This window comes from Vibrio cholerae (assembly GCF_008369605.1).
Lineage (GTDB): Bacteria > Pseudomonadota > Gammaproteobacteria > Enterobacterales > Vibrionaceae > Vibrio > Vibrio cholerae.
Map to the genome: position 1 here is coordinate 1,238,883 of NZ_CP043554.1, position 23,182 is coordinate 1,262,064.

Below are 23,182 nucleotides of genomic sequence, written 5' to 3' on the forward strand. Positions count from 1 at the left end.
ATGAAAATAATTCGTTACACCGCTTGGTTGGCTCACTTACTGTTGATCGCAGGATGCAGTGAACCCACGAAGCTTGAACGCGATACGTTACCGCGAGTAAAGGTGGCGCAGGCAGGAGAAAAAGTCAGTGATAAGCTCTTTTTTCCGGCGGTGGCCAATGCGGCTGAACGTTCTCATTTGAGTTTTCGAGTGGCAGGTGAAATCAGTAAGTTCCATGTCAAAGAGGGCGCTCGCGTTAAGCAAGGCGACATCTTGGCTGAAATTGAGCCGACCGATTACCGTTTGGCTGTCGATAATGCTCAAGCACGATTTTCCGTGATTGATAGTCAATATCGGCGTTCACAACCACTGGTCGAAAAGGGCTTATTAGCCAAATCACAGTTTGACGAAATTGCTGCGCAGCGCCAAATCGCTCGTGCTGAGCTTGAGTTGGCGAAACTTCGTCTCTCCTTCACCCAATTACGCGCACCAATCGATGGCATCATCTCGCGTGTCAGTGCCGAGCAGTTTGAAAGTGTTCAGGTTGGCCAACAAATCGTCAATATTCACAATATCGATAGCGTTGAAGTTTTGATTCAACTGCCTGATCGCCTGTATGCGACACAACCGACGGCCAGCGAGTTGGCGAAGATAGAAACCGTGGTGCGTGTCCCAAGTGGTCAAGTTTATCCCGCACGTATCAAAGAATTCACCACTGAGCCAGACCCTGCCACGGGGACATTTACTGTCACCCTTTCTCTGCTCATGCCAGAGCAAGAACTGATCTTGGATGGCATGGCTGTTGAAGTGAGTGCCAAAGGGCAACATGTCGGGCTAAACCCACTCAACACCATCAGTATTCCGATTGAGGCGATTTTTAATGCCGACGGTGATGAGTTAGACAAAACCGCTCAATATGTTTGGTTGCTCAACAACGACAATACGGTGAGCAAACGTCAGGTGCGGTTAGCGAAAGCGTCACGCAGCCATGTTCAAGTCAGTGAAGGAATTAACGCGGGAGATCGTTTAGTGGTCGCTGGCGTTGCAAGATTGAGAGATGGAATGAAAGTACAAATCCTTGAGGAGCGTGGCCATGAGTGAACAGAAGCTGACCCCGCCAGAGAATAATGAGAACCAAGGTGTTGCCGCTTACTTCATCAATAATCGCGTGATCAGTTGGATGGTTTCGCTGATTTTTTTGATTGGAGGGACGGCCGCATTTTTTAATTTAGGACGTTTGGAAGACCCCGCTTTTACCATTAAAGATGCCATGGTGGTGACCTCTTATCCGGGGGCAACGCCTCAGCAAGTGGAAGAGGAAGTGACTTATCCGCTGGAAAAAGCGATTCAGCAATTAACTTATGTCGATGAGGTGAATTCGATTTCGAGCCGTGGTTTATCCCAGATCACGGTGACAATGAAAAACAATTATGGCCCGGATGATTTGCCGCAAATCTGGGATGAGCTGCGGCGTAAAGTGAATGATTTAAAAGGCGCTTTACCGCCGGGTGTGAATCCGCCTTTGGTGATCGATGATTTCGGTGATGTGTATGGCATCTTGTTGGCGGTTACTGGCGAAGGTTACAGCTATAAAGAGCTACTTGATTATGTGGATTATCTGCGCCGTGAATTGGAGTTAATTGATGGCGTCAGTAAAGTCTCAGTGAGCGGGCAGCAGCAAGAGCAGGTTTTCATCGAGATCTCGATGAAACGGATCAGCACGCTAGGGATTTCGCCGCAAACCGTCTTCAATCTGCTCTCGACACAAAACTTAGTCTCGGATGCCGGAGCGATCCGGATCGGCTCTGAGTATATTCGCATTCATCCGACAGGTGAGTTTGACGATGTGGAGAAATTGGGCGACCTGATCCTGAGCGAAAGGGGCGCACAAGGGCTGATTTATCTACGCGATGTGGCCGAAGTTAAACGTGGCTACGTGGAAGTTCCAAGTAACGTTATCACCTTTAACGGTAAGCTCGCGCTTAACGTGGGGGTCTCGTTTGCTCAAGGCGTCAACGTGGTGGAAGTCGGGCAACGCTTCGATCGCCGTTTAGCCGAGCTCAAATATCAACAACCGATCGGGATTGATATTGCCGAAGTGTATAGCCAGCCCAAAGAAGTCGATAAATCGGTCAGTGGTTTTGTGGTGAGCCTTGGACAAGCGGTCGCCATCGTTATCATCGTATTATTGTTCTTTATGGGGCTGCGCTCGGGGCTGTTGATTGGTCTGATCCTGCTTTTGACTGTACTGGGCACCTTCATTTTCATGCAGTATTTCAAAATCGACCTACAGCGTATTTCATTGGGCGCGCTGGTTATCGCTTTAGGGATGTTGGTGGATAATGCGATTGTGGTGGTCGAGGGGATTTTGATTGGCACGCAGAAAGGCCGAACGCGCTTGCAAGCGGCAACGGACATTGTCACCCAAACCAAATGGCCACTGCTCGGAGCGACAGTGATTGCCGTGACTGCCTTTGCGCCCATTGGCCTGTCGGAAGATGCAACGGGTGAATACTGTGGAACCTTGTTCACGGTATTGCTTATTTCGCTGATGCTGAGTTGGTTTACAGCCATTTCGCTGACGCCATTTTTTGCCGATCTGTTCTTCCGTGGTCAGAAAGCGCCAGCCAGCGGTGAAGAAAGCGATCCCTACCAAGGTTTTATCTTTGTGGTCTATCGCCGATTCCTTGAGTTTTGTATGAAGCGCGCTTGGCTAACGATGGGCGTGTTGGTGCTCGGACTTGCAGCGAGTTTGTATGGCTTTACCAAAGTGAAACAAGCTTTCTTCCCATCATCGACCACCCCTATGTTTATGGTCGATGTTTGGATGCCTGAAGGGACGGACATTCGAGCGACGGATGCCATTTTATTAGAGCTGGAAAAATGGTTGTCGGCTCAAGAAAGTGTCGACAGCGTGACCACTACCGCAGGCAAAGGTCTACAACGCTTCATGCTGACTTACTCACCAGAGAAAAGTTATGCCGCTTACGGTGAGATCACCACACGGGTTACGGACTACCAACAGCTCGCTGCCTTGATGGCGCGTTTTCGGGCGCACTTAGACGCCCGCTATCCTCAGATTAACTACAAGCTGAAACAGATTGAGTTAGGGCCAGGTGGCGGAGCCAAAATTGAAGCGCGCATTGTAGGTTCAGACCCAACGGTACTGCGCAGTATCGCAGCGCAAATGATGGATGTGATGTACGCTGACCCCGGTGCCTACAACATCCGCCACGATTGGCGTGAACGCACCAAAGTGTTGGAGCCGCAGTTTAATGAAAGCCAAGCGCGTCGTTATGGGATCACCAAGGCGGATGTGGATGAGTTTTTAGCCATGTCATTCTCGGGTAAAACCATAGGGGTGTATCGTGATGGCACCACCTTGATGCCGATTGTGGCACGTTTGCCGGAAGAAGAGCGAGTGGACATTCGTAATATCGAAGGCATGAAAATCTGGAGCCCAGCACTGAGTGAGTATATTCCATTGCAGCAAGTGACTCTTGGTTACGAAATGCGTTGGGAAGATCCGCTGATTGTGCGTAAAAATCGTAAGCGCATGCTGACGGTGATGGCCGACCCAGATTTGTTAGGTGAAGAAACCGCGGCCACGTTACAACAGCGTTTGCAGCCACAGATTGAAGCCATTCCTTTACCACCGGGTTATTTCCTTGAATGGGGCGGTGAGTATGAGTCATCCGGTGATGCTAAAGCTTCTTTGTTTAAAACCATGCCATTGGGTTATTTGTTCATGTTCCTTATCACCGTATTCTTATTTAACTCGGTGAAGGAGTCGCTGATCGTTTGGCTGACAGTACCTTTGGCGGTGATCGGGGTGACGACAGGTTTGTTGGCGCTGAATACGCCGTTTGGGTTTATGGCCTTGCTCGGCTTCTTGAGTCTTTCGGGTATGTTACTCAAAAACGGCATTGTGTTACTGGATCAGATCGAAATTGAAATGCACTCCGGCAAAGATCCGTATTTGGCGGTTGTCGATGCGTCTTTGAGCCGTGTTCGCCCCGTCTGTATGGCGGCGGTCACCACCATACTCGGTATGATCCCATTGCTGCCGGATATTTTCTTCCGGCCTATGGCGGTAACCATCATGTTTGGTTTGGGCTTTGCGACCGTACTGACTCTGATTGTCGTGCCGGTACTGTATCGCTTATTCCATCATGTAAAAGTCCCACAATAGCGATAATGTCAGTGAACGCTGATTATAGACCTTAAAATACGTGGCTCTTTGGAGCCACGTTGCTCATTGAATGAAGAAGGATAAGCATGATGAATGCGGAACAGGGCGTATGTGCTTGGGCGATGAACCATCCCTTAGAGCGTGAATATCACGATAAAGAGTGGGGCAGAGCTGTGCATGATGATACCAAGCTATTCGAGTTTCTTACATTGGAAGGGGCGCAAGCGGGATTAAGCTGGCTCACGGTATTGAAAAAGCGCGAAGGGTATCGCCAAGCCTTTTTAGGTTATGATTTACAGCGCCTTGCACAGTGTGATGAAAGCCATGTTGAGCAGATCATTGCCGAGTATGATGTCGTAAAGCATCGCGGCAAAATTGCTTCTGTGTTCTCGAATGCGCGAGCCGCCTTGGCGTTACAACAGGAGTTCGGCTCTTTAGACGCCGCGTTGTGGCAATTTGTCGGTGGTCAACCCAAAATCAACCGCTGGGTAAGCATGAGCGATGTCCCCGCCTCAACGGAAGAATCAAAAGCCATGAGCAAATTTCTGAAAAAACGTGGCTTTAAGTTTGTAGGCGAAACAATTTGCTATGCCTTTATGCAAGCGTGTGGTTTGGTCAACGACCACTTAGTTGGCTGTCCCAATCACTCTAATGCAGACAAGCTCTGATTTACCAAGAGCTGGTTTGGGAAAATACGGAAAATCAAAGCAAATAGGGGCATGAAGCCCCTATTTTGATCATGGAACGAAAAACGGCTATGCATGCAGGATTTGGTTGTAGCGCGCAAAACCCGCTTCCAGATCGGCGATTAAATCTTCGACATCTTCTAACCCGATATGAACCCGGAGTAGAGTGCCGCAGAAGTGAGGATTCGCGACTGAGCGAAGAGAGGCAAAGGCTTTGGGTTCGTGGGCTAAGATCAAACTTTCAAATCCCCCCCAAGAAAAGCCCATGCTGAAGTGTTGCATGCCATCGAGAAGAGCGGTTGTGGCTTCTGGATGCGTCGTTTTCAACACAAAAGAGAACAAACCATTGCCACCAGTAAAATCACGTTCAAAAAACTCGTGCCCCGGACAGGTTGCTAACGCAGGGTGGCGAACATGATCGACCTCTGGGCGAGTTTGCAACCACTGGGCAATCTGTAAACTGTTTTGTTCATGCTGGCGTAAACGTACATCGAGGGTGCGCAATCCACGCATTGCCATGTACACATCGTCAGGTGAGGCATATTGTCCCATCAAATAGCTGTGTTCACGCAGTTGTGCCCAATACTTTTCATTGGCGACCGCAGTACCGAGCATCACATCAGAATGACCGACAATGTATTTGGTCGCGGCTTGAATGGAAATATCGACGCCATGTTCGAAAGGTGAGAACAGTACCCCAGCCGCCCAAGTGTTATCCAACATGACAACGATGTCGTGCTCGTGAGCGATGCGAGAGAGTGTCGGAATATCCTGCACTTCCATGGTCAGTGAGCCTGGTGATTCGGTAAACAGAACCTTGGTATTGGGTTGAATCAACTCGCGAATACCTTCGCCAAGCATAGGGTCATAATAGGTGGTTGATACACCGAGTTTTTTCAGGACTTTCTCACAAAAGTCACGGGTGGGTTCGTAACAGGTATCGACCATCAAGATATGGTCACCTTGCGCAACAAAAGAGAGAATCGCGTTGGTGATGGCCGCTGCACCACAAGGGTAGAGCACACAACCTGCGCCGCCTTCAATCTCAACCATTGCTTCTTGAAAAGCGAAGTGAGTTGTGGTGCCACGACGTCCGTAAAACAGGGTTTTGTTGGCGCGATTGATCGCCGCTTGGTTTTTTTGTGCGACCGTATCAAACACCACAGTAGAAGCGCGTTGTACTGGGGGGTTAACCACGCCAAGTGTCCATTTTTTGTTGCGTCCCGCGGTAACGAGGCGGGTCTTTTTACCTTCTGACATCTGCTGTCCTTGTCTGACTTTACAAAACGTTATTTAAGCCGTTATTTAAACCATTATTTAAACCATGGTGCCGTGCCGGATGGCAACCCCACTCAGTGAGAAAATCACAATAATGGGTTAAACAGATAAAATACGCGCTCCAAGAATCGGTTGTACCATGGGCGCTGCTCCCACTCGGCATAAACGACGGAATGAGACTGATCAATGTACTGCTGCTGCAGCCAATGCATCTGTTGAGTAAATTCCAGATCATCCACTGCGAGTGTAAGCTCAAAGTTAAGCCATAAGCTGCGCATATCCAGATTCACCGTCCCTACTAAGCAGAACTGCTGATCAATCACGACAGACTTGGTGTGCAACAAACCCCCATCAAACTCATGGATCTGTACGCCAGCTTCGAGCAATTCGCCGTAAAACGCTCTTGAAGCCCATTGCACCATGAGCGAGTCGTTCTTTTTCGGAATAATAATGTCGACTTTGATGCCACGTTGCGCCGTCATTTTTAATGTGGCCAGCAAATCTGCGCTTGGCACAAAATAAGGTGTAGTGATGCAGACTGAGCGATTGGCTTGGTTGATCGCTAACGTCAGCACTTGAGAAATTAAATTCTCAGGCATACCAGGGCCAGAAGGCACAACTTGGATTGGATGCTGAGGCTGATTTGGTTCGAGGCGGCATTCCGGATTTTTCGGCAACATGCGTGAGCCGGTTTCAAATTCCCAATCCCAACAATGAATGGCCGAGAGGACATTCACGGTCGGTCCTGTCACTCGAACCATAATATCGATCCACTGGCCCACGCCAGCATTTTGCTTGAAGTAGGCAGGGTCAACCATATTCATGGAGCCGGTGTAGGCGATTTCATCGTCAATCACAATGATTTTGCGATGTTGGCGCAGATCTAGCCGACGTAGGAAGATCCGCCAAGGGCTGACTTCTAACGCTTGTACTACCTCAATTCCGGCATCACGCATCATTTTTTCCCAAGGGCTACGGAAAAAACGTGGGCTGCCAGCAGAATCGAGCAACAGTTTGACGTTGACACCGCGTTTTGAGGCTTGAATCAAGGCCGAAGCAACGGCATCGGCCAAACCACCAGGATGCCAGATGTAGAACACCATACGAATTTGAAACTGGGCGCGTTCAATATCATCAATGATGGCGTGCAAGATTTCATTCGGAGAGTTGAGTAAAGATAAGGTATTGCCACTGAGTGCGGGTATGCCCATCCGGTTGTTACACAGCTCATCAATTCGTGAAATGTGTGCTCCCATCCCTTCTTGTACATGGGCTTGGCAATCATTGAGAGAGCGGAACCAGTGGCCGAAAGGCGTAAACATCTCTTTAGCGCGTTCGGCTCTTTTACGGCCGAGGTTGAGTTCCCCAAACAGGAAATAACAGAGCACCCCCACAAACGGGATGATGTATATCACCATCAACCAAGCTAAAGAAACGCTGACCGCACGTCTTTTCAAGACAACGCGAATCGTGACACCGGCGACCAAAAGCCAATAGATGCCGATACTGAGCAAAGTGAGGAAGTGATAAACCTTGTCCATGCCTATCCAATAACAAACTGATATTCAAAGGGGATAGTAAAGCGAAAGCATAAGAGAAGGAAGCGAACCGGCCAAATTAATACGATAGTTAGGCTTATTCAAGTCGTTTGGGTATAGGTAGGATGTTGTTGTTATTAATTTGTAAAAATGAGTGTAAGACGTCAAGCTTTGGATGAAAAACAAACAAACGCACCAGAAATATTACTGGTGAATAGCAAAATAGACCGTTCGGGCTTCCAATTTTATTCTTGAACTGATTTACTTGCCATACTTACAAAGTTAGTGATGATTCTGTCATGTGTAATTTTATTTTTACACCTACAATCATAAGCAAACAAACACAATTCATTGGTAGCAAATATGGCAAGTGGTTCTAGAGGTCAGTTCACCTCTCGATTTGGATTTATTATGGCCGCAGCGGGTTCTGCGGTGGGCCTTGGCAATGTGTGGGGCTTCCCAACTCAAGCTGCCAGTAATGGTGGTGCCGTTTTCCTTTTGGTTTATCTCTGTATGGTCTTTCTTCTCGCTTACCCGATGTTGGTGGCGGAGTTAACCATTGGGCGTTATGGTCAATCTAACCCGATACGTGCATTTCGCTCTGTTTGGCCGCAAGGCAAATGGGGTGCGATTCTGCTTGGTGTTATCGGCATGGTCGTGGTGTCACTCATCCTTAGCTTTTACGCCATCGTCGCAGGCTGGCTAGTGGGCTCCCTGTTTGGTAGTGGCTTAACACTGATTGGTGCCGACAGTGCAAGTCAGTGGCTCACCTCGTTCAGTACTGAGCGAAATCTCATTCTGATGGTGTCATTCATGGTATTGACCATGTTTGTGGTGCGTAACGGTGTCGCTAACGGGATTGAAAAATGGTCTACCCGTTTAATGCCACTGCTATTTGTTCTGTTTGGTTTACTGACGGTGTACATCTTCACTCAAGAGGGTGCTTTGGATGGACTCAAAATGTATCTGGTACCAGATTTGAGCCACTTTACGCCTGATGTTGTGGTTAGCGCGATGGGCCAAGCCTTCTTCTCGCTGTCACTGGGTGTATGCGTGATGACCACTTATGGCTCATACCTCAACAAAGAAGCAAATTTACCGAAAACCGCAGCACAAGTGGCTTTGATTGATACTGGTGTCGCCTTCATTGCTGGCTTGATGGTACTGCCTGCCATGTTTGTTGCGAAACACAACGGTGTGGAGATTTTCTCTCCATCCGGTGAGCTACTCAATTCTGATACCTTAGTCTTTACCGTGTTACCTGCGATGTTTGACACCATGGGGGCGGTAGGTGCTTTGATTGGTATTATCTTCTTCCTTTTGATGATCATTGCCGCATTGACTTCTTCCATTTCTATGTTGGAAGTGCCCGTCGCTTGCGCAGTGGAAGAGTTACAGCAGAAACGATCTAGTGCGGTGTTATGGATTGGCGGTTTGGTCACGATCATTTCAGGTGTGATTGTGCTGAATTTTTCCAGCTTGTTTGGTTTAGTGATTAATTTCACCACGGTTTACTCGCAACCGATCATCGCACTTTTGATTACCTTGATTGCGGGTTGGATTTGGAATCGTAACCAGATCCTATCGGAGCTGAAACAAGGCTGCCCTGACATTGAAAACAGCCTATTTTGGAAAATCTGGCCTTGGTATGTACGCCTCGTGTGTCCTGTACTGATGTTGATGGTATTTTTTGCTTAATCGAAATATCAGAGGGATAGGTTTTACAGTAAAGCGGCTTTTCAGCCGCTTTATCTTTTGGTTTTGGGTATATAATCACGCCGCAAAGTGAGGCGTATTTATGTTCGATATTCTATTTACCTATCCTGATTTTCTGCTTATCAATAAACACCCCAACGTATCGGTCCATAAAGATGATGGCGATACCATGTTGCTGCAAGAAGTGGCGACGCAAACAGGGGATGACCAGCTCTACTTGGTGCATCGGTTGGATAAGATGACGTCAGGGATTTTGTTGTTGGCAAGAAATGCCGCCGCGGCCAGTGAACTTTCGCAAGGCTTTGCTAAGCGCAAGGTTGAAAAATTCTATCTGGCGATTGGCAGTAAAAAGCCGAAGAAAAAACAAGGTTTGATTTGCGGAGATATGGAGCGCTCACGTCGCTCATCATGGAAGCTGGTGAACTCGCAAGAAAATCCGGCGATCACGCAATTTTTCTCTGCGACCGCGGCACCGGGGGAGCGCATGTTTTTGTGTAAGCCCCATACCGGAAAAACCCACCAAATTCGCGTAGCGTTAAAATCGATTGGTTCTTCGATTGTAGGGGATCCTATTTACAATACGGCGGATGAGTCTGATCGCGGTTATCTGCACGCTTTTGCCTTGCGTTTTACCTATCAAGGTGAGGTTTATCAATGGCTGTGCGATCCGCGCCAGTTTTCACACTTAGGTCAAAAATGGCACGAAGAAGCGGTGAATCAAGGGATTGAAAATTGGCTATCACCTTGGGATTTGCCCTGGCCAACGCTGAAAGTGGGGGTGAAAGAGTAGGCGAGCGTTCTCATTTTGCCCTCAACGTATCGATCAACTCACGTGAGGGCACGAACTTTACCCTTGTTCGACGTGTTGCAAGGTTTGAAAACCGTAATAGATGCGTGTTGCCGTAGTAAACCAACAGGCAGCACCAAACAGCCAAGCTAGGGTTGAAAAAGAGTGAGGCAATAAACACATCAAGATGAAGCAGGCGATGGTTTCTGTGCCCTCTGTCAGACCGCTCATGTAATACAAGGATTTGTGCTGATACACCGGATTGGTGATGTTACGTTTACTGGCCATGACTGCAAAAGCAAGAAAGCTACTACCCGTCCCGATAAAGGCAAAAATCAAGAAAGCGCCCGCTACCGCGTTATGTTCTGGGTTCGCGAGGACAAAGCCAAACGGCACTAAAGAGTAGAACAGAAAGTCGAGGCTAATATCGAGAAATCCTCCCGCATCTGTCAGCCCTTGGCGGCGCGCGAGGGCACCATCCAGTCCATCACAGATCCGATTAACCACAATCAATAACAAGGCGAGCCAGTATTGCTGCATCGCAAGCGCAGGTAATGCTAATGCCCCAATCACAAAGCCAAATACCGTGGTTTGATTAGCGGTGACGCCCGCTTCATCCAGCAATCCTGCGGCTTGATGAAGTGGCCAGCGAATGATTTTTATCGCGTAGCGATCAAGCATGGTTTACCTCTGTTTCTTGCTCAATGACGGGCCATTCAATGACACGACTGCCCACTGGCACATCCTCATGGTCATGAGTGACCATAAGTGTTGGGATCCCTGCGCTGGTCAGCTGATTGAAAACCCAATCTCGAAATTGGCTGCGTAAGGCTTTATCTAATTTACTGAAGGGTTCATCCAGCAGAACCAATTTAGGCTCGGCGAGCAGCATACGCATCAAACTGATCCGTGCCCGTTGGCCACCGGAAATCTGCTCGGGAAACGAGCAAGCGAGCTCAGTGAGGGCAATTTTCGTTAAAGCGGCATAAGCGTTTTTCTTACGTTGTTCGCCTTTAATCGAATTCGGCAACGCAAACGCTAAGTTTTCCCACACATTGAGGTGTGGAAAAAGCCAATCTTCTTGAAAAAGCATGCCTACTTGGCGTTGATGAGCCGGTAAGGTGTTGAGCTGCGTATCCCCAAGTTTCATCGAACCTTGAAACGTAAAATCCGGGGCGAGATGACCCGCAATCACGCTCAGTAAGGTGGATTTGCCGCAGCCACTAGGGCCCATTAGGCTCACAATCTCGCCTTCTGCGATAGTCAAATTAAAGTCTGCCAAAAGGCAGTGGCCACCTTGTTTATGGATGGCGAGGTTTTCGAGAGAAAATATCATGAAATACCGTTGTCAATTGTGCTGCTCGGTAGCGGTGAATTTGCATGCGTCCGAGTAGCAGAGCTATTGAAAAGAACACAAAAGGCAGGAGTGCTTGGCAGAGGGCGTAAATGGCTGTCACTCGACGATCGTAACCGCTAGAAAGGGCAACGGCCTCTGTTGTGATAGTGGTTAGGCGTCCGCCGCCGAGCATCAAGGTGGGGAGATACTGCGCCAGACTGACACTGATCCCGACGGCCCACGCATAAAGCAGGGCAGGAAACAGCAATGGCAATTTGATTTTCCAGAAAATTTGCCATTCGCTCTTACCCAAACTGCGTGCAATCTTTGAGAAATTCGAATTGTAGCTTTGCCAAGGGCCACTTAAGGCTAAGTAAACTAAGGGAAATGCAAAAAATGTGTGTGCCCATACCACCCACCAAGTATAGGCTTGAGAAGCCATCAGCAGAGTCAAAACTTGAATACCGAACAACAAGGAGAGTTGGGGCAGCAACATAGGTAATGCGATGATGTAAACCGGGATCGCCCGTTGAGTGTGCAGCCGATACTCTTGGGCAAGGATGCCCAACAATAACGCTAAGCTACCGGAACCAAGGGCAAGCAAAACGCTGGTTTCCATGTTGTGCAGGACATTCGGCCACTCGTCATACCAAAATTTTCCCGTCCATTGGGTTGGGAAGAGGTCAGGGAAGCGCCAGCGCTGTGCCAAACTCCAAATCAATGTGAGCGGAATCATGGCTCCTGAAATGGTGAACAAGAGCGTGAGTATGCTTTTGTGAGGCAAAGGAAAGTGAGAGCGACCGGAAGATTGCCACGCGCGATAGCCGCGAGTGAATAACCACTCAAGCGCAACAATCGCCACTAACACGATGCTTGCGAGAAGTAATAGTACTACCGCACCGGAGGCGGCTCTGGGGAGTAGGTTCAAATCGGGTTCATTAAACCACTGCCAAACTAGGACTGAAAACGTTGGGGGAGTAGTCGGCCCTAACACTAAGCTGAAATCGACCACGGAAATAGCGTATGCAGCGACGGCAAACAAGGTAAAGCGGATTTTGCGCAGCCACTGTGGGAAAACAATCTTCCACCACATTTGTGGCTCCGAATAACCCAGTGAAGCACTGAGCATTTTCATCTTGGTTAAATTCAGTTGCTGTAAAATGGGCAAGCTGATCAACAGAATAAATGGCACTTCCTTCAGCGCCAGAGCGATAGTAAGTCCGATGGCGTAAGGGTCGTGCACCAACCACGTCACCTCATGCGAGTTGTCACGGAGTTCGAAGCCATAATAGAGCAAACGAGCCAACCAACCGGTCGAGGCAAACAAAAAAGCAAAACCGATCGCGAAGGCTACATGGGGTAAGGCAAGCAGGATAGATAAACTGTTTTCTATGCGCTTCCAGCGAGGATGAAACCAAAATCGCTGCAAAATGGCGAAGCTCATCAAGAGGGCAAGATAAGTGCTGAATAGGGTCGAAGTAATAGAAAGGAGCAAGGCGTATTCAACGCCTTGCCATTGCCAAACTTGGCTAAAACCCTGCCAAGATACGTGGTGATGCCCAAGTACTGGCAGATAGCCTGAGGCTGAGATCAAGACTCCCGCCAACCCAGGTAGGATCGGCGCGACACAGAGCAAAATGAAACCCCAATAGGCGGTTCTAAGCATGGTCTGACAACCGTTACTTTAAGCTATTACCGTAGCGCTTTTGCCATTCTGCTTCGAGCGCGCTTTGCCAACTTGGGTGCGGCTCAGCAATCGCAGGGAATAGGATGGTATTTTTGGCACTGCCTGTCAGAAACTGAGGTTTCAATATGGAAGGATCGCCCCAAATAGACAAATCCCCTTTACGAGATTGTGCTTCGTCACTCAGGAGGAAATTAATCGCCACCAGCGCCCCTTCTTTTGCGTTAGCGTTCCAAGGAATTGCTAAGAAGTGGATATTGGTTAAAGCGCCCTTTTTCATCGCATAGCTTTGCGCTGTCGGTGCGAGCTTGCCAGTAGCTTGCGCTGAAAATACCGCATTCGGGTTAAAGGTGATCGCGAGGTCTAGTTGACCATCATCCAGCAGTTGCATCATCTGGGCAGAGCCAGCGGGAAACTGTTTGCCTTTGCGCCAAGCCACAGCATGCAATTCATCTAAGTATTGCCATAGTGGTTGGGTGAGCTGCTCAAATGTGGCAGGCTCTACGGCTTGATTGAGTTCTGGCGCATAGTGAGTCAGTTCGATCAGGGCTGCTTTCAAGAAGCTGGTACCATGAAATTCAGGGGGCTGTGGGTAGCTAATGCGGTTTGGAAAAGCCTGCGCATATCTGAGCAGCTCGGCAAATGAAGCCGGAGGATTGTTCACTTGCTGCTTATCATGAATAAACACCAATTGTCCGACGCCCCAAGGCGCTTCTAAGCCTTCAGTTGGCTCGGAAAAATCGCTGTCAACGGGTAAGCTTTTGTCGACTTTCGGCCAGTTAGGTAAATCTTCGACAAATGGCCCGTAGAGTAACTGGTTGTTTTTCATTGATTTGAAGTTTTCACCGTTAATCCAAACCAAATCGACACTGCCTTGCTCATTTTTTCCTGCCGCTTTCTCTGCGATCAAACGGGTAGTCGTTTCGGCGATATCCGTTACTTTCACATGCTGCAAGGTGACGCCATAGCGGGATTTGAGTAGGTCAGCAGACCAGCGCAAGTAGCTATTAATCTCTTGGCTGCCACCCCAAGCATGGAAATAAACCGTTTGTCCGCGGGCTTTCTCGGTAGTCTCTTCCCATGATTGCGCAGAAACGCCAAATGAGAGGGCGCAGGTCGTGAGAAAAGTCAGCATTTTTTTCATGAATTGTCCTTAAAATTTCGGCTTTACAGTATTTCTAGACCGGGTGAAAGATGCTTGTCTTTCATTATGAAGGAAAAAATTCAAAATGCTTGTTTTGCTTGCCTTAAGTGTGGCGAGGTCAGGATTAAAGAGGGTGAAATAAAAACGGCAGCGATGTGCGCTGCCGTTATCTTATGCCGACGTTAAACGACTGCTCTGGGAAAGGCGTTATTTAACCCAGTCACGCAGGGTAAAGGTTAGCGTGTGAACATCGTTCTTCAGCGTCAGCGTCTCTTTGGTCAAGGTGATCTGGCTCCAGTCGGTCAAGGTTTGTGACACGGCTTGCTCCGTATCCATGGCATCACCAATGCACATTTTCATGGTCATGCCCATTTTCTCAATGCGGAATTGGTTATCTTTGAGTTCAGCCTTACCAAAGAAGTTATTACAGCCGGCATTCCCGCTGGCCATCATCTGTTCACCGATCTCCAAACGTGGTGCTTGTTCGTGTTCGCTTTTCACCACATCTTTGCCATCAATTTGAGTCAGTTGCCAATTATGGTGTTGAAGATCTTGAGCGGTAATCTGCACGGCATCACCATTGCTTGCACAAGCGGTCATCAATACAGGAAGGGTGATTGCGGCAAGTAATGATTTTGAACTAAGCTTCATATTATTCACTCCGAATGTGGAAACCCGCACAGTATAGTGAATAAAACACTGTTTTTGTCAGCATAAGGTCATGGTTTATATGAAACTTTGAACCTAGTCGCCTTATAAGCCACTACGAAGCCAGTAGAAAAGGATGTGATTCACTTATGGAGCAATTGGAGTTTTTCAATATTGTCAGCCCTTGCATTGGGGTATGCAGTGTCGATGAGAAAGGCTATTGCAAAGGTTGTTTACGTAAGCGTGAGGAGCGTTTTGAGTGGCTGAGCATGACTCCTGCGCAGCAATTACATGTGATTAAACTCTGTCGGCAACGTTATCGCCGTAAACAGCTGGAGGCGCGTGGTCAGAGCAAAACGGAAAATCTGAGCGAGAGTACAGTACCGCCGACTGACGCTCAGCAGACTCTGTTTTGACCTGTCTATTCAGACCACAAATCACTGACCCAACCTCCTACTTGATCATCGAAATGGTTGCCCGCAAATTTACGCGGTTCATTAGCACTCGGATCTTTTACTTGGGTCATCATTTCATAAATGTAGCGAGCCATGGGATCGCTGCAGCTTTCTACTTGTTGCTTACGAGTGGCGACCTCTCTTATCAGTTTTAGACGATAACTCTTGCTATTGCGTTTCATTGGCAAACCTCCAATTGTTGAGCGACTGAGTTTAAAAGTTAGAACTCAGTCACACTATCGTCAATGGTCATTTGCCGTACATTTTCTAATGGTATTCTTGCGCTCTATTTCGCTATCTCGTTCATATTTTTCGGTGCTATCACTCTGTTTGCCCCAATAGAGGGCTAATCGAGCGATTTTTTAAAGCGCAGCGCAGCCAGCATCAATCCAAAGAGAGTAAAGAGCGCGAGCCAGAGCGTATCGCGCCACAAGTCAGCTAAATCTGCCCCACGTAATACAATGCCACGGATCAAACGCATAAAGTGAGTCGCGGGGAGCAGTTCAGAGAGCCATTGTGCCGCGGTAGGCATTCCTTCATACGGAAACATGAATCCGGAGAGGAGAATGGAAGGAAGTAGAATAAATACTGTCATCTGCATGGCTTGGAGCTGGGTGTTGGCGATGGTGGAAATGACTAAACCCAAGGTCAAACTGGCAGAAATGAAGAGTAAAGTGCCGAATAGAATTTGGCTTAACGCGCCATTAATCGGAACGGCAAAAATAAAATGCCCTAAACCAAGAATAATCGCCACTTGGATCAAACCAACAAAAATGTACGGGACGATTTTTCCTATCATCAACTCAATGGAATGGACAGGAGTGGTGATCAAAAGCTCCAAATTGCCTCGTTCGCGCTCACGCACAATTGCTGCACTGGTAAACAAGATCATGGTCATGGTTAAGATAACCCCGAGTAAGCCGGGAACGATATTCACCGCAGAACGGCGGCTGGGGTTGTAAAGTAAAGTGATTTCAAAAGTGGGCGTTAAAGGTTGGATGCCGAGGGTTGGAAGATCGGTAAGCGGCATATTTTTTAGCCCTAACAGCGCGCCTGCGATCATGGTATCTGAACCATCAATCAACCATTGCCCTAATTCACGTTGTTGTTGGCTGCGTGCGACCAGATCGTTCGGCAAGATCAGCGCTGCGCGAATATCACCACTGGCAATCGCTTTTTCCGCCTCATTAACCGTGAGATAGTGCTGCTTGACGCGGATCACTTGAGTGACTTTGACGGATTCCACAAGTAACCGACTGAATGAGGAGTCGCTTTGATCCACCACGCCAATCGGTATATTGCGCACATCGGTATTAATCGCAAAACCAAATAGTAAGAGTTGAATGAGTGGGATCATCACAACCATGCCAAAAGTAATGCGATCGCGTGATAACTGACGAAACTCCTTCACCAAGACCGCTTTAATGCGAAACAGGCTGTTCATTGTCGCCCCTTACCTGTGACGGTAACAAAGACATCTTCTAAGCTCGGCCGGGCAAGGGTTAATTCTGCAGCGGCCAATTGAGGAAAGGTATGGCGAAGCCATAGGATAGGGTCAATGACATCACGATGGACTAGTACGCGTAAGCGAATGCCGAGCTGTGCAGCTGAGCGAACTTGCGAAAAATTGAGCAACTGTTCTTTTAGACTCCGTAGTGCCGGAGCTTTTATTTCTACCACATTTACCCCCATCTGCTGCATCAATTTTTCAGGCTCATCGTCAGCGCGAATTTCCCCCGCTTCCATAATGGCCAAACGGTGACAGCGCTCAGCTTCATCCATATAGTGCGTGGTAACCAGAATCGTGGTGCCTTGCGCGGAAAGGTCAAACAATTGCTCCCAAAACTCACGGCGGTTCTCTGGATCAACCGCAGACGTAGGTTCATCAAGAAACAGTAACTCAGGGTTATGCATAGTTGCAGCGGCCAATGCCAAACGCTGTTTTTGTCCACCACTCATGCCTGAAACACGCTGCTTACGTCGTTCATCTAAACCATAAGTTTTGAGTTGCGCTTGGGTGCGCTGTTGTAATGTACTGCGATTCATACCGAAAATCTGGCCAATAAACTGCAAATTTTCTTGCACCGTAAGGTCGTCATACAGCGAGAATTTTTGCGTCATATAACCAATTTTCAAACGCAGCAGTTCGGATTGCTTGGGAATTGAGAGCCCAAGTACGTTGACCTGCCCAGCGGTAGGCTGCAGCAAACCAGTTAACACGCGAATCGTGGTCGATTTACCGCAGCCATTCGGCCCTAAAAAGCCGTAGATGCTGCCGCGTTCTACTTTTAAGTTAATGTTTTCTATAGCGGTAAAATGCCCAAATTGTTTGACGACATTTTCGGCATGGATGGCGTAATCGCTCATTGCGGCTCCTTACGGCAAATCGACTTGGGCGGGCAAACCCGATGGCAGAGCCATCGCACTCTCAGGCAGATCCACTTCGGCCAAATACATCAAACGTGAGCGCTCTTTTTCTGTTAACGCATAGTAAGGAGTAAAAGAAGGCTCATTCGCGACCCAGCGAATTTTGCCTTGATATTGATCTTTGATGCCGTCCACATGCACGGTCACCGTTTGGCCAACCACAAACGCTGCGCGGTGAGTTGCGGGCACATAAACCCGCGCGTACGGTAAGCGGTCGGCTTGCACAATCGCGACCACAGCATTGTTCGCTACGCGTTCACCAAGATGGTAAGGGAGACTATCGAGAATGCCATCGCGGGTGGCAAGGATAGTCAGTTCATCGAGTTTTTGTTGTTGCAAGGTGACATTGGCTTGGGCTACGGCCAGTTCGGCTTTGGCTTGTTCTATGTCTTCGATTCGAGCTCCAGCGGTCAATTTAGTGAATTCTTCATGTGCCGACGCCAGCTCTGCTTGCGCAGAATCACGCGCCGAGCGTGCAGCATCCACTTCCGATTGACTGATCAACCGTTTTGCCACCAACTCTGCTTTACGGTTTAGTGTCAATTCTGCTTCTTTGTGTTGAGCCCGTGCTTTCGCAACGCGAGCTTGGGCAACGGCGATATCTTCGGGGCGTTCGCCGTTCGTCAGTTTATTCAATGAGGCCTGAGCTTTGGCTTGTTGTGCCAATGCTTGAGTCAATAAGGTCGTTTGGATCTGGCTATCGAGCTTGACTAGCACATCACCGACTTTAACGTGCTCGCCTTCTGCGATGGGGAGTTCACGAATGATTTCGTTACTGGTTGCGCTGAAAGTGATGCGATCGCGCTCTAGGGTTCCTAATGCTTGAGGTGGGTTTTCTGCACTACAAGCACTGAGCAGCAACGCCAGTAGGCTTGCTATTGAGAGAGATTGAATCATGTGTCCACCGCCATTGTGCTCAATAACCTACATCTAAGTGTATGTTGTGATAAAGGATTGTTGCACTGATTATTGGCCAACTCTGTGACAGGTTGAACTGGATTTATTCATCAGAAATGAGGCAGTGTGGAATTTGGCTCCCAACCGGGAGCCAATCGCGCAGGAAATTTAGCGGAGTAAACTGTAGAGCAGAGCAGAAACGGCGAGCAATCCAACCAGTAACACGAAGAAAGTGCTGAAACGTTTTTGATGTTCACGCAGGGCGTGCACCTTAAAGACGGCAATCATCGGCATTATGAATAGAATCATTGCGATGACTGGGCCAGAAAGCGCTTCCATCATGCCCAAAATGCTTGGGTTGAGGATTGCAGCGATCCAGATGGTGACAAATAAAAAGCCGATGGTGAGACGTTCCGCCAAACGTAGTGATACCCCTAAGTTTTTGGTCAGTAGGCCAGATAAACTTTCGCGCGCCCCTAAGAAGTGGCCGAGGAAGGAAGAGGTGATGGCGATGAAGGCGACCAGAGGCCCGAGCGTCGCGATGAATGGGTTGTCAGTGACATTGGCCAGATAAGTCAGCACCGAAACGTTTTGCGCTTTGGCTTCTTGCAGTGCTTGTGGCGAAAGGGCAAGTACACAAGAGAAGACAAACAGCAACACAAACAAAATTAAGACCACACTAGTGTGGCGCAGAATCTGCTCAGACTTTTGATCGGCTTGTTCACCATAATGACGACGCTGGATATTGGCAAAACTTGAAATGGCGGCCGCATGGCTGAATGAGAACACCACTACCGGTACGGCCAGCCATACAGTGTGCAGAAAATCGCTGGTTTGCGGAAAATCAAATGAAGGCATTGACCAGTAAGGGATCAAATACAGCGAGAGTAGGGCAAGGATCGCCGCCAGCGGATAAACCATGATGGCAAAAGCGCGCAGCATGATTTTCTCGCCACTGAGCATGATAGCGATAAGCCCAAACACTAAAGCACCAGAAAGTAGTGCGCGTGGCGGCGATACCATGTCCGCTTGGTTAACCAAGAAACTATCGACTGTGTTGGTAAGGCCAACACCGTAGATAAGCAGAATAGGAAAAATCGATAAAAAATAGAGTAGGGAAATCAATCGGCCAGCATTTTGGCCAAAATGTTCTTCCACCACATCAGTAAAATCGGCATTTGGACGACGTGATGAAAGTACAAAACGCGCCAGTCCACGATGCGAAAGATAGGTCATAGGAAAGGCTAAGACTGCCATCAGCACCAGCGGCCAGAATCCGCCTAAACCAATATTGATCGGTAAAAATAAAATCCCTGCACCTACTGCTGTACCGAATAAGCTCAGTAACCAATAGGTATCATGTTGAGTCCATTTTGAGGAACGGGCAGCACTAAAATGGGTTACTTCCTGAGAGTCTTTCACTGAAATCTCACTTCTCTAAAAATAATAATGTGGCGAATCCTACTCCTATTAGTGGTTATGATCATTTTGCGACACTGGTCATAATCACTGAAATTTTCCGTATGTGCTTAGTTTGCAAACTATGAAAAATTGAAAAACTCAGGTTATTAATCTAAGTTTGTGGTTTTTATTTGAAATTAAATACTAAAATTTTATGTTTTTTAGTAAATTTGATTGTTCGCTCGATTTTTGCTCAATGATAGGTGAGTCGATGCCTAAAGGGAATCGACGCTGGTATGCGGCACGCTTTTCGCGCACAATCGCTGTCATAACTCTTCTTATCAATCTTATGAACCATGCGTACTCGTTTTCCTGCTGAATTGCTGCTTGTTGTGACCACCTTATTAGCTGCGGGAGGCTGGGTTTTCTCGAAGCAAGCGATTCAAGAATTGCCCCCGTTTGGCTTTATTGGCTTACGCTTTATCGCGGCCTCGCTTTGTTTGTTGCCATTTTGCTTGAATGCGTTGAAACAAGCCTCACGGCAAGCGTGTTTTCAATCGATGGGGGTCGGGGTTTTACTCGCCGCGTCACTTTTTTGTTGGATCCATGCCATTTCAATCAGTGATACCTTGGGTGAGGGCGCGTTTATCATGAGCCTCTCTATGTTGTTTGTACCGCTATTGGCATGGCCGATTTTCGGACAGCGACCGATTCGTGCCTTTTGGCTTTCACTGCCCGTGGCTGTTGTGGGGCTCTTCTTGTTGGCATGGAATGGCACTTGGCAATTTGCCGCGAATCAGTTGTGGTTTTTAGCGGCCTCATGTTGTTTGGCGCTGCACTTTAACTTCAATAGCCGTTTCTCAAGCCAGCTTCCGCCTATGTTATTGACTACCTTACAATTGTTTACTGCAGGCTGTTTGGGTATCACGTTATCTTGGTTAACTGAAAGTTGGCCTGCGACCATCAGTCTAGTGACCTGGAAGTGGTTTGCATTGAGTGTGTTATTGGCCACTAGCTTGCGTTATTTAATGCAAACCATGGGACAAAAGAGTGCCAATCCGACGAATGCGGCGCTACTGATGCTGTTGGAGCCGGTGTGGACGTTAGTGTTAAGTGTGGTGATTTACCAAGAAACCATGCCATTTAACAAAATGTTGGGCTGTGGATTTCTGTTAGCCTCTTTGCTGTTGTATCGAGTCAGCTTGCTGCGTTTGCGATAACTACGGAGCAAAGCAAAAGGCCTCATATAACACCGCCAGCATGACGCTGGCGGTGTTCGTTATCCATTCAATCTAATACGGATTAAGCCAATTCAGGCAAGATCAGTTTGGCGATTTCAAAGTAGATGATAAGGCCAGTACCATCGACTAAGGTTGCGATGAACGGTGCGGAGACTACCGCTGGGTCGACATTCATACGGCGCAGTACCATAGGAATGACCGATGATACCAGCGCGCTCCATAGCACTATCGCCAGAATCGTTAGCATCACCACCAAACCGATTTCAGGGCCGACACCCAGCGTCCAAGCACGGATCCACGCAGCCATTGCCATCGCCAGCGCAACCAGTGTGCTGGTTGACAATTCTTTGCGAAGTACGGTGCCAAGATTGCGTAAACTCACTTCACCGACAGCCATGGCGCGCACTATGGTGGTGGTAATTTGCGTACCACTATTACCACCGGTACCGATGAGTAGCGGAATAAAGAAGGCGAGGGCGATCGCCGCTTCCAACTGCTCCTCAAAAGAGCGTAAAACCGTGCCCGTGTAGGCTTCCGCCACAAACAGCACCAAAAGCCAGACAATGCGTTTTTTCCACAATTGCCAAGGTGACGTTTGTAGATAGCTCGCATCAAGTGGCATGGAGCCACCTTGCATTTCAGCATCTTCCGTGGTTTCTTTTTCTAAGATACTGACCGCTTCTTCCAGATGGAAAAAACCGACTAACTGCTGCTGATGTACGACGGGCAGCACCGATAAGTTATGCTCAAGCAGCAGACGCGCCGCTTGTTCTTGGTCAAGATCGGCATCGAGAGTCAGACATTGTGGCTCAATAAGGTCACTCAACGCCTGATCGGAATGCGCCATCAGCAGCGCTTTAGGATCAATCGCCCCAAGTAGCAAACCATGTTGATTGACGACGTAAAGACGATGGCGCGCTTGTGAATCGCCCCAAGATTCATACAGCACCTCTTTCGCTTCAACCACAGTTTGTGATTCAAGCAGAGCCAGACGCTGCGTATGCATATGTGCGGCAACGCTCTCTTCTCCCCAGCGCAGACGTTCACGATAACGCTCCGCATTGATCGGATTCATCATGTTGAAAACGCCATGCAGCTCATTTTCATTTAAGCTACGTAAGGCTTTTTCGACAACGCGAGGATTGGCGTAAGCCAAGCCAAGATTGAGGGCGTTGCTATCCATAACACACAATAAATGACCTGCACGGGGAGGAGATAGCAACAGGATCAGTTCAGCCAGTTGTTCACCAGTGAGCTGTTGTAAAACAAAATGAATTTCTGGTTCGGTGAGTTTGAACAGTTTTTCCACCCACTTATCGCGACGTGAAGAGTGCGCGAGTTTGCGAGCAAATTCATTGAGTTGTTTCAGTTGTGCTGCCGCAACAACAGAGTGGTTTGTTTTCATTACATTCATCACACATACCTCATGTGACTCAGGACAGACCTGAATTGTTTGAACTTTGATGCAAGAAAACAGCAGTAATTGGACGAGCGAAAAGGAAATGGTATGAAAAAGGCTTCATCCCCGAGTCCCAGCTTCAGCACTGCACAACGTATTCGCTCACGCGAAAGCCACTTGGGTTAACACCTTAATCCGATGAAAACTGTCCTGATCTTGGGCATCTCTGGATGTCGTGAGATCAGTGGCCTATGTTTGTACAGGAGCCTCGCCTAACGAGATGCTGTAATTACACAGTATATTTCCCTTTGACAAAAAATAGGCTTGAAGGCCATGACTCCCTCATCAAAAGGATTTTAATGCTCAACAGCTTG

At 48.2% G+C, this 23,182-nt stretch carries 20 protein-coding genes and 1 riboswitch; of the genes, 7 read left to right on the forward strand and 13 right to left on the reverse strand.

Features of this window, described 5'->3' with window-relative positions; genetic code table 11:
* The 3 genes from F0316_RS05935 to F0316_RS05945 all read left to right on the forward strand — a co-directional run bounded on the left by F0316_RS05935 (position 1) and on the right by F0316_RS05945 (position 4,839).
* Positions 1-1,080: an efflux RND transporter periplasmic adaptor subunit gene (locus tag F0316_RS05935; protein WP_172625967.1), complete on the forward strand. Its 1,080-nt coding sequence runs from the start codon at positions 1-3 to the stop codon at positions 1,078-1,080.
* Positions 1,073-4,171, forward strand: coding sequence for an efflux RND transporter permease subunit VexK (gene vexK, locus F0316_RS05940; protein WP_172625968.1), 3,099 nt, complete (start codon positions 1,073-1,075; stop codon positions 4,169-4,171). Before F0316_RS05935 ends, vexK begins: the two co-directional genes overlap by 8 nt.
* Before the next feature lie 86 nt (positions 4,172-4,257).
* Positions 4,258-4,839 (forward strand): DNA-3-methyladenine glycosylase I, encoded by a 582-nt coding sequence (locus F0316_RS05945; RefSeq protein WP_001881458.1) that lies wholly within the window; start codon positions 4,258-4,260, stop codon positions 4,837-4,839.
* An 87-nt stretch (positions 4,840-4,926) separates the two neighbouring features.
* On the opposite strand, the gene F0316_RS05950 is transcribed toward F0316_RS05945, so the two are convergent.
* Positions 4,927-6,117, reverse strand: coding sequence for a cystathionine beta-lyase (locus F0316_RS05950; RefSeq protein ID WP_001960890.1), 1,191 nt, complete (start codon positions 6,115-6,117; stop codon positions 4,927-4,929).
* Positions 6,118-6,221: 104 nt separating this feature from the next.
* Positions 6,222-7,676: a cardiolipin synthase gene (cls, locus tag F0316_RS05955; RefSeq protein ID WP_000362108.1), complete on the reverse strand. Its 1,455-nt coding sequence runs from the start codon at positions 7,674-7,676 to the stop codon at positions 6,222-6,224.
* Between the two features lie 360 nt (positions 7,677-8,036).
* On the opposite strand from cls, the gene F0316_RS05960 reads away from it, so the two are divergent.
* Entirely contained in the window at positions 8,037-9,371 is a 1,335-nt protein-coding gene (locus tag F0316_RS05960; protein WP_059260479.1) for a sodium-dependent transporter, read from the forward strand.
* Between the two features lie 100 nt (positions 9,372-9,471).
* Positions 9,472-10,179, forward strand: a complete 708-nt coding sequence (locus F0316_RS05965; RefSeq protein WP_000459692.1) for a TIGR01621 family pseudouridine synthase — start codon at positions 9,472-9,474, stop codon at positions 10,177-10,179.
* A gap of 57 nt (positions 10,180-10,236) precedes the next feature.
* Here F0316_RS05965 and F0316_RS05970 read toward each other — a convergent pair whose 3' ends face one another.
* From F0316_RS05970 to F0316_RS05990, 5 genes are all read right to left on the reverse strand, one after another.
* Positions 10,237-10,857, reverse strand: a complete 621-nt coding sequence (locus F0316_RS05970) for a CDP-alcohol phosphatidyltransferase family protein (protein WP_000887113.1) — start codon at positions 10,855-10,857, stop codon at positions 10,237-10,239.
* Positions 10,850-11,512: an ATP-binding cassette domain-containing protein gene (locus tag F0316_RS05975; RefSeq protein ID WP_000577788.1), complete on the reverse strand. Its 663-nt coding sequence runs from the start codon at positions 11,510-11,512 to the stop codon at positions 10,850-10,852. Before F0316_RS05975 ends, F0316_RS05970 begins: the two co-directional genes overlap by 8 nt.
* Positions 11,478-13,178 carry an ABC transporter permease gene (locus tag F0316_RS05980; protein WP_000946503.1) on the reverse strand — a complete coding sequence of 567 codons (1,701 nt, stop codon included), beginning with the start codon at positions 13,176-13,178 and terminating at the stop codon, positions 11,478-11,480. The genes F0316_RS05975 and F0316_RS05980 overlap by 35 nt, the downstream gene beginning before the upstream one ends.
* 13 nt (positions 13,179-13,191) lie before the next feature.
* Positions 13,192-14,340: an ABC transporter substrate-binding protein gene (locus F0316_RS05985; RefSeq protein ID WP_149560295.1), complete on the reverse strand. Its 1,149-nt coding sequence runs from the start codon at positions 14,338-14,340 to the stop codon at positions 13,192-13,194.
* Between the two features lie 207 nt (positions 14,341-14,547).
* Positions 14,548-14,991: an META domain-containing protein gene (locus tag F0316_RS05990; RefSeq protein ID WP_000778133.1), complete on the reverse strand. Its 444-nt coding sequence runs from the start codon at positions 14,989-14,991 to the stop codon at positions 14,548-14,550.
* Between the two features lie 146 nt (positions 14,992-15,137).
* On the opposite strand from F0316_RS05990, the gene F0316_RS05995 reads away from it, so the two are divergent.
* Entirely contained in the window at positions 15,138-15,404 is a 267-nt protein-coding gene (locus F0316_RS05995) for a DUF1289 domain-containing protein (protein WP_000436139.1), read from the forward strand.
* 5 nt (positions 15,405-15,409) lie between these two features.
* Here the strand turns inward: F0316_RS05995 and F0316_RS06000 are convergent, their stop codons facing one another.
* The 5 genes from F0316_RS06000 to F0316_RS06020 form a co-directional block, all read right to left on the reverse strand.
* Positions 15,410-15,625 (reverse strand): hypothetical protein, encoded by a 216-nt coding sequence (locus F0316_RS06000; protein WP_000828213.1) that lies wholly within the window; start codon positions 15,623-15,625, stop codon positions 15,410-15,412.
* Positions 15,626-15,789: 164 nt separating this feature from the next.
* Positions 15,790-16,887 (reverse strand): ABC transporter permease, encoded by a 1,098-nt coding sequence (locus F0316_RS06005; RefSeq protein ID WP_002044059.1) that lies wholly within the window; start codon positions 16,885-16,887, stop codon positions 15,790-15,792.
* Positions 16,884-17,810 carry an ABC transporter ATP-binding protein gene (locus F0316_RS06010; protein ID WP_001286641.1) on the reverse strand — a complete coding sequence of 309 codons (927 nt, stop codon included), beginning with the start codon at positions 17,808-17,810 and terminating at the stop codon, positions 16,884-16,886. Before F0316_RS06010 ends, F0316_RS06005 begins: the two co-directional genes overlap by 4 nt.
* Positions 17,811-17,819: 9 nt before the next feature.
* Entirely contained in the window at positions 17,820-18,767 is a 948-nt protein-coding gene (locus F0316_RS06015; RefSeq protein ID WP_002044058.1) for an HlyD family secretion protein, read from the reverse strand.
* Between the two features lie 168 nt (positions 18,768-18,935).
* Entirely contained in the window at positions 18,936-20,189 is a 1,254-nt protein-coding gene (locus tag F0316_RS06020) for an aromatic amino acid transport family protein (RefSeq protein ID WP_002044057.1), read from the reverse strand.
* Between the two features lie 335 nt (positions 20,190-20,524).
* On the opposite strand from F0316_RS06020, the gene F0316_RS06025 reads away from it, so the two are divergent.
* On the forward strand, positions 20,525-21,388 hold the full coding sequence (locus F0316_RS06025; protein WP_001260363.1) for a DMT family transporter: 864 nt from the start codon (positions 20,525-20,527) through the stop codon (positions 21,386-21,388).
* An 82-nt stretch (positions 21,389-21,470) separates the two neighbouring features.
* On the opposite strand, the gene mgtE is transcribed toward F0316_RS06025, so the two are convergent.
* Positions 21,471-22,823 carry a magnesium transporter gene (gene mgtE, locus F0316_RS06030; RefSeq protein WP_001927913.1) on the reverse strand — a complete coding sequence of 451 codons (1,353 nt, stop codon included), beginning with the start codon at positions 22,821-22,823 and terminating at the stop codon, positions 21,471-21,473.
* A gap of 102 nt (positions 22,824-22,925) precedes the next feature.
* Positions 22,926-23,095: riboswitch (M-box (ykoK) riboswitch) on the reverse strand.
* Between the last annotated feature and the right edge of the window lie 87 nt (positions 23,096-23,182).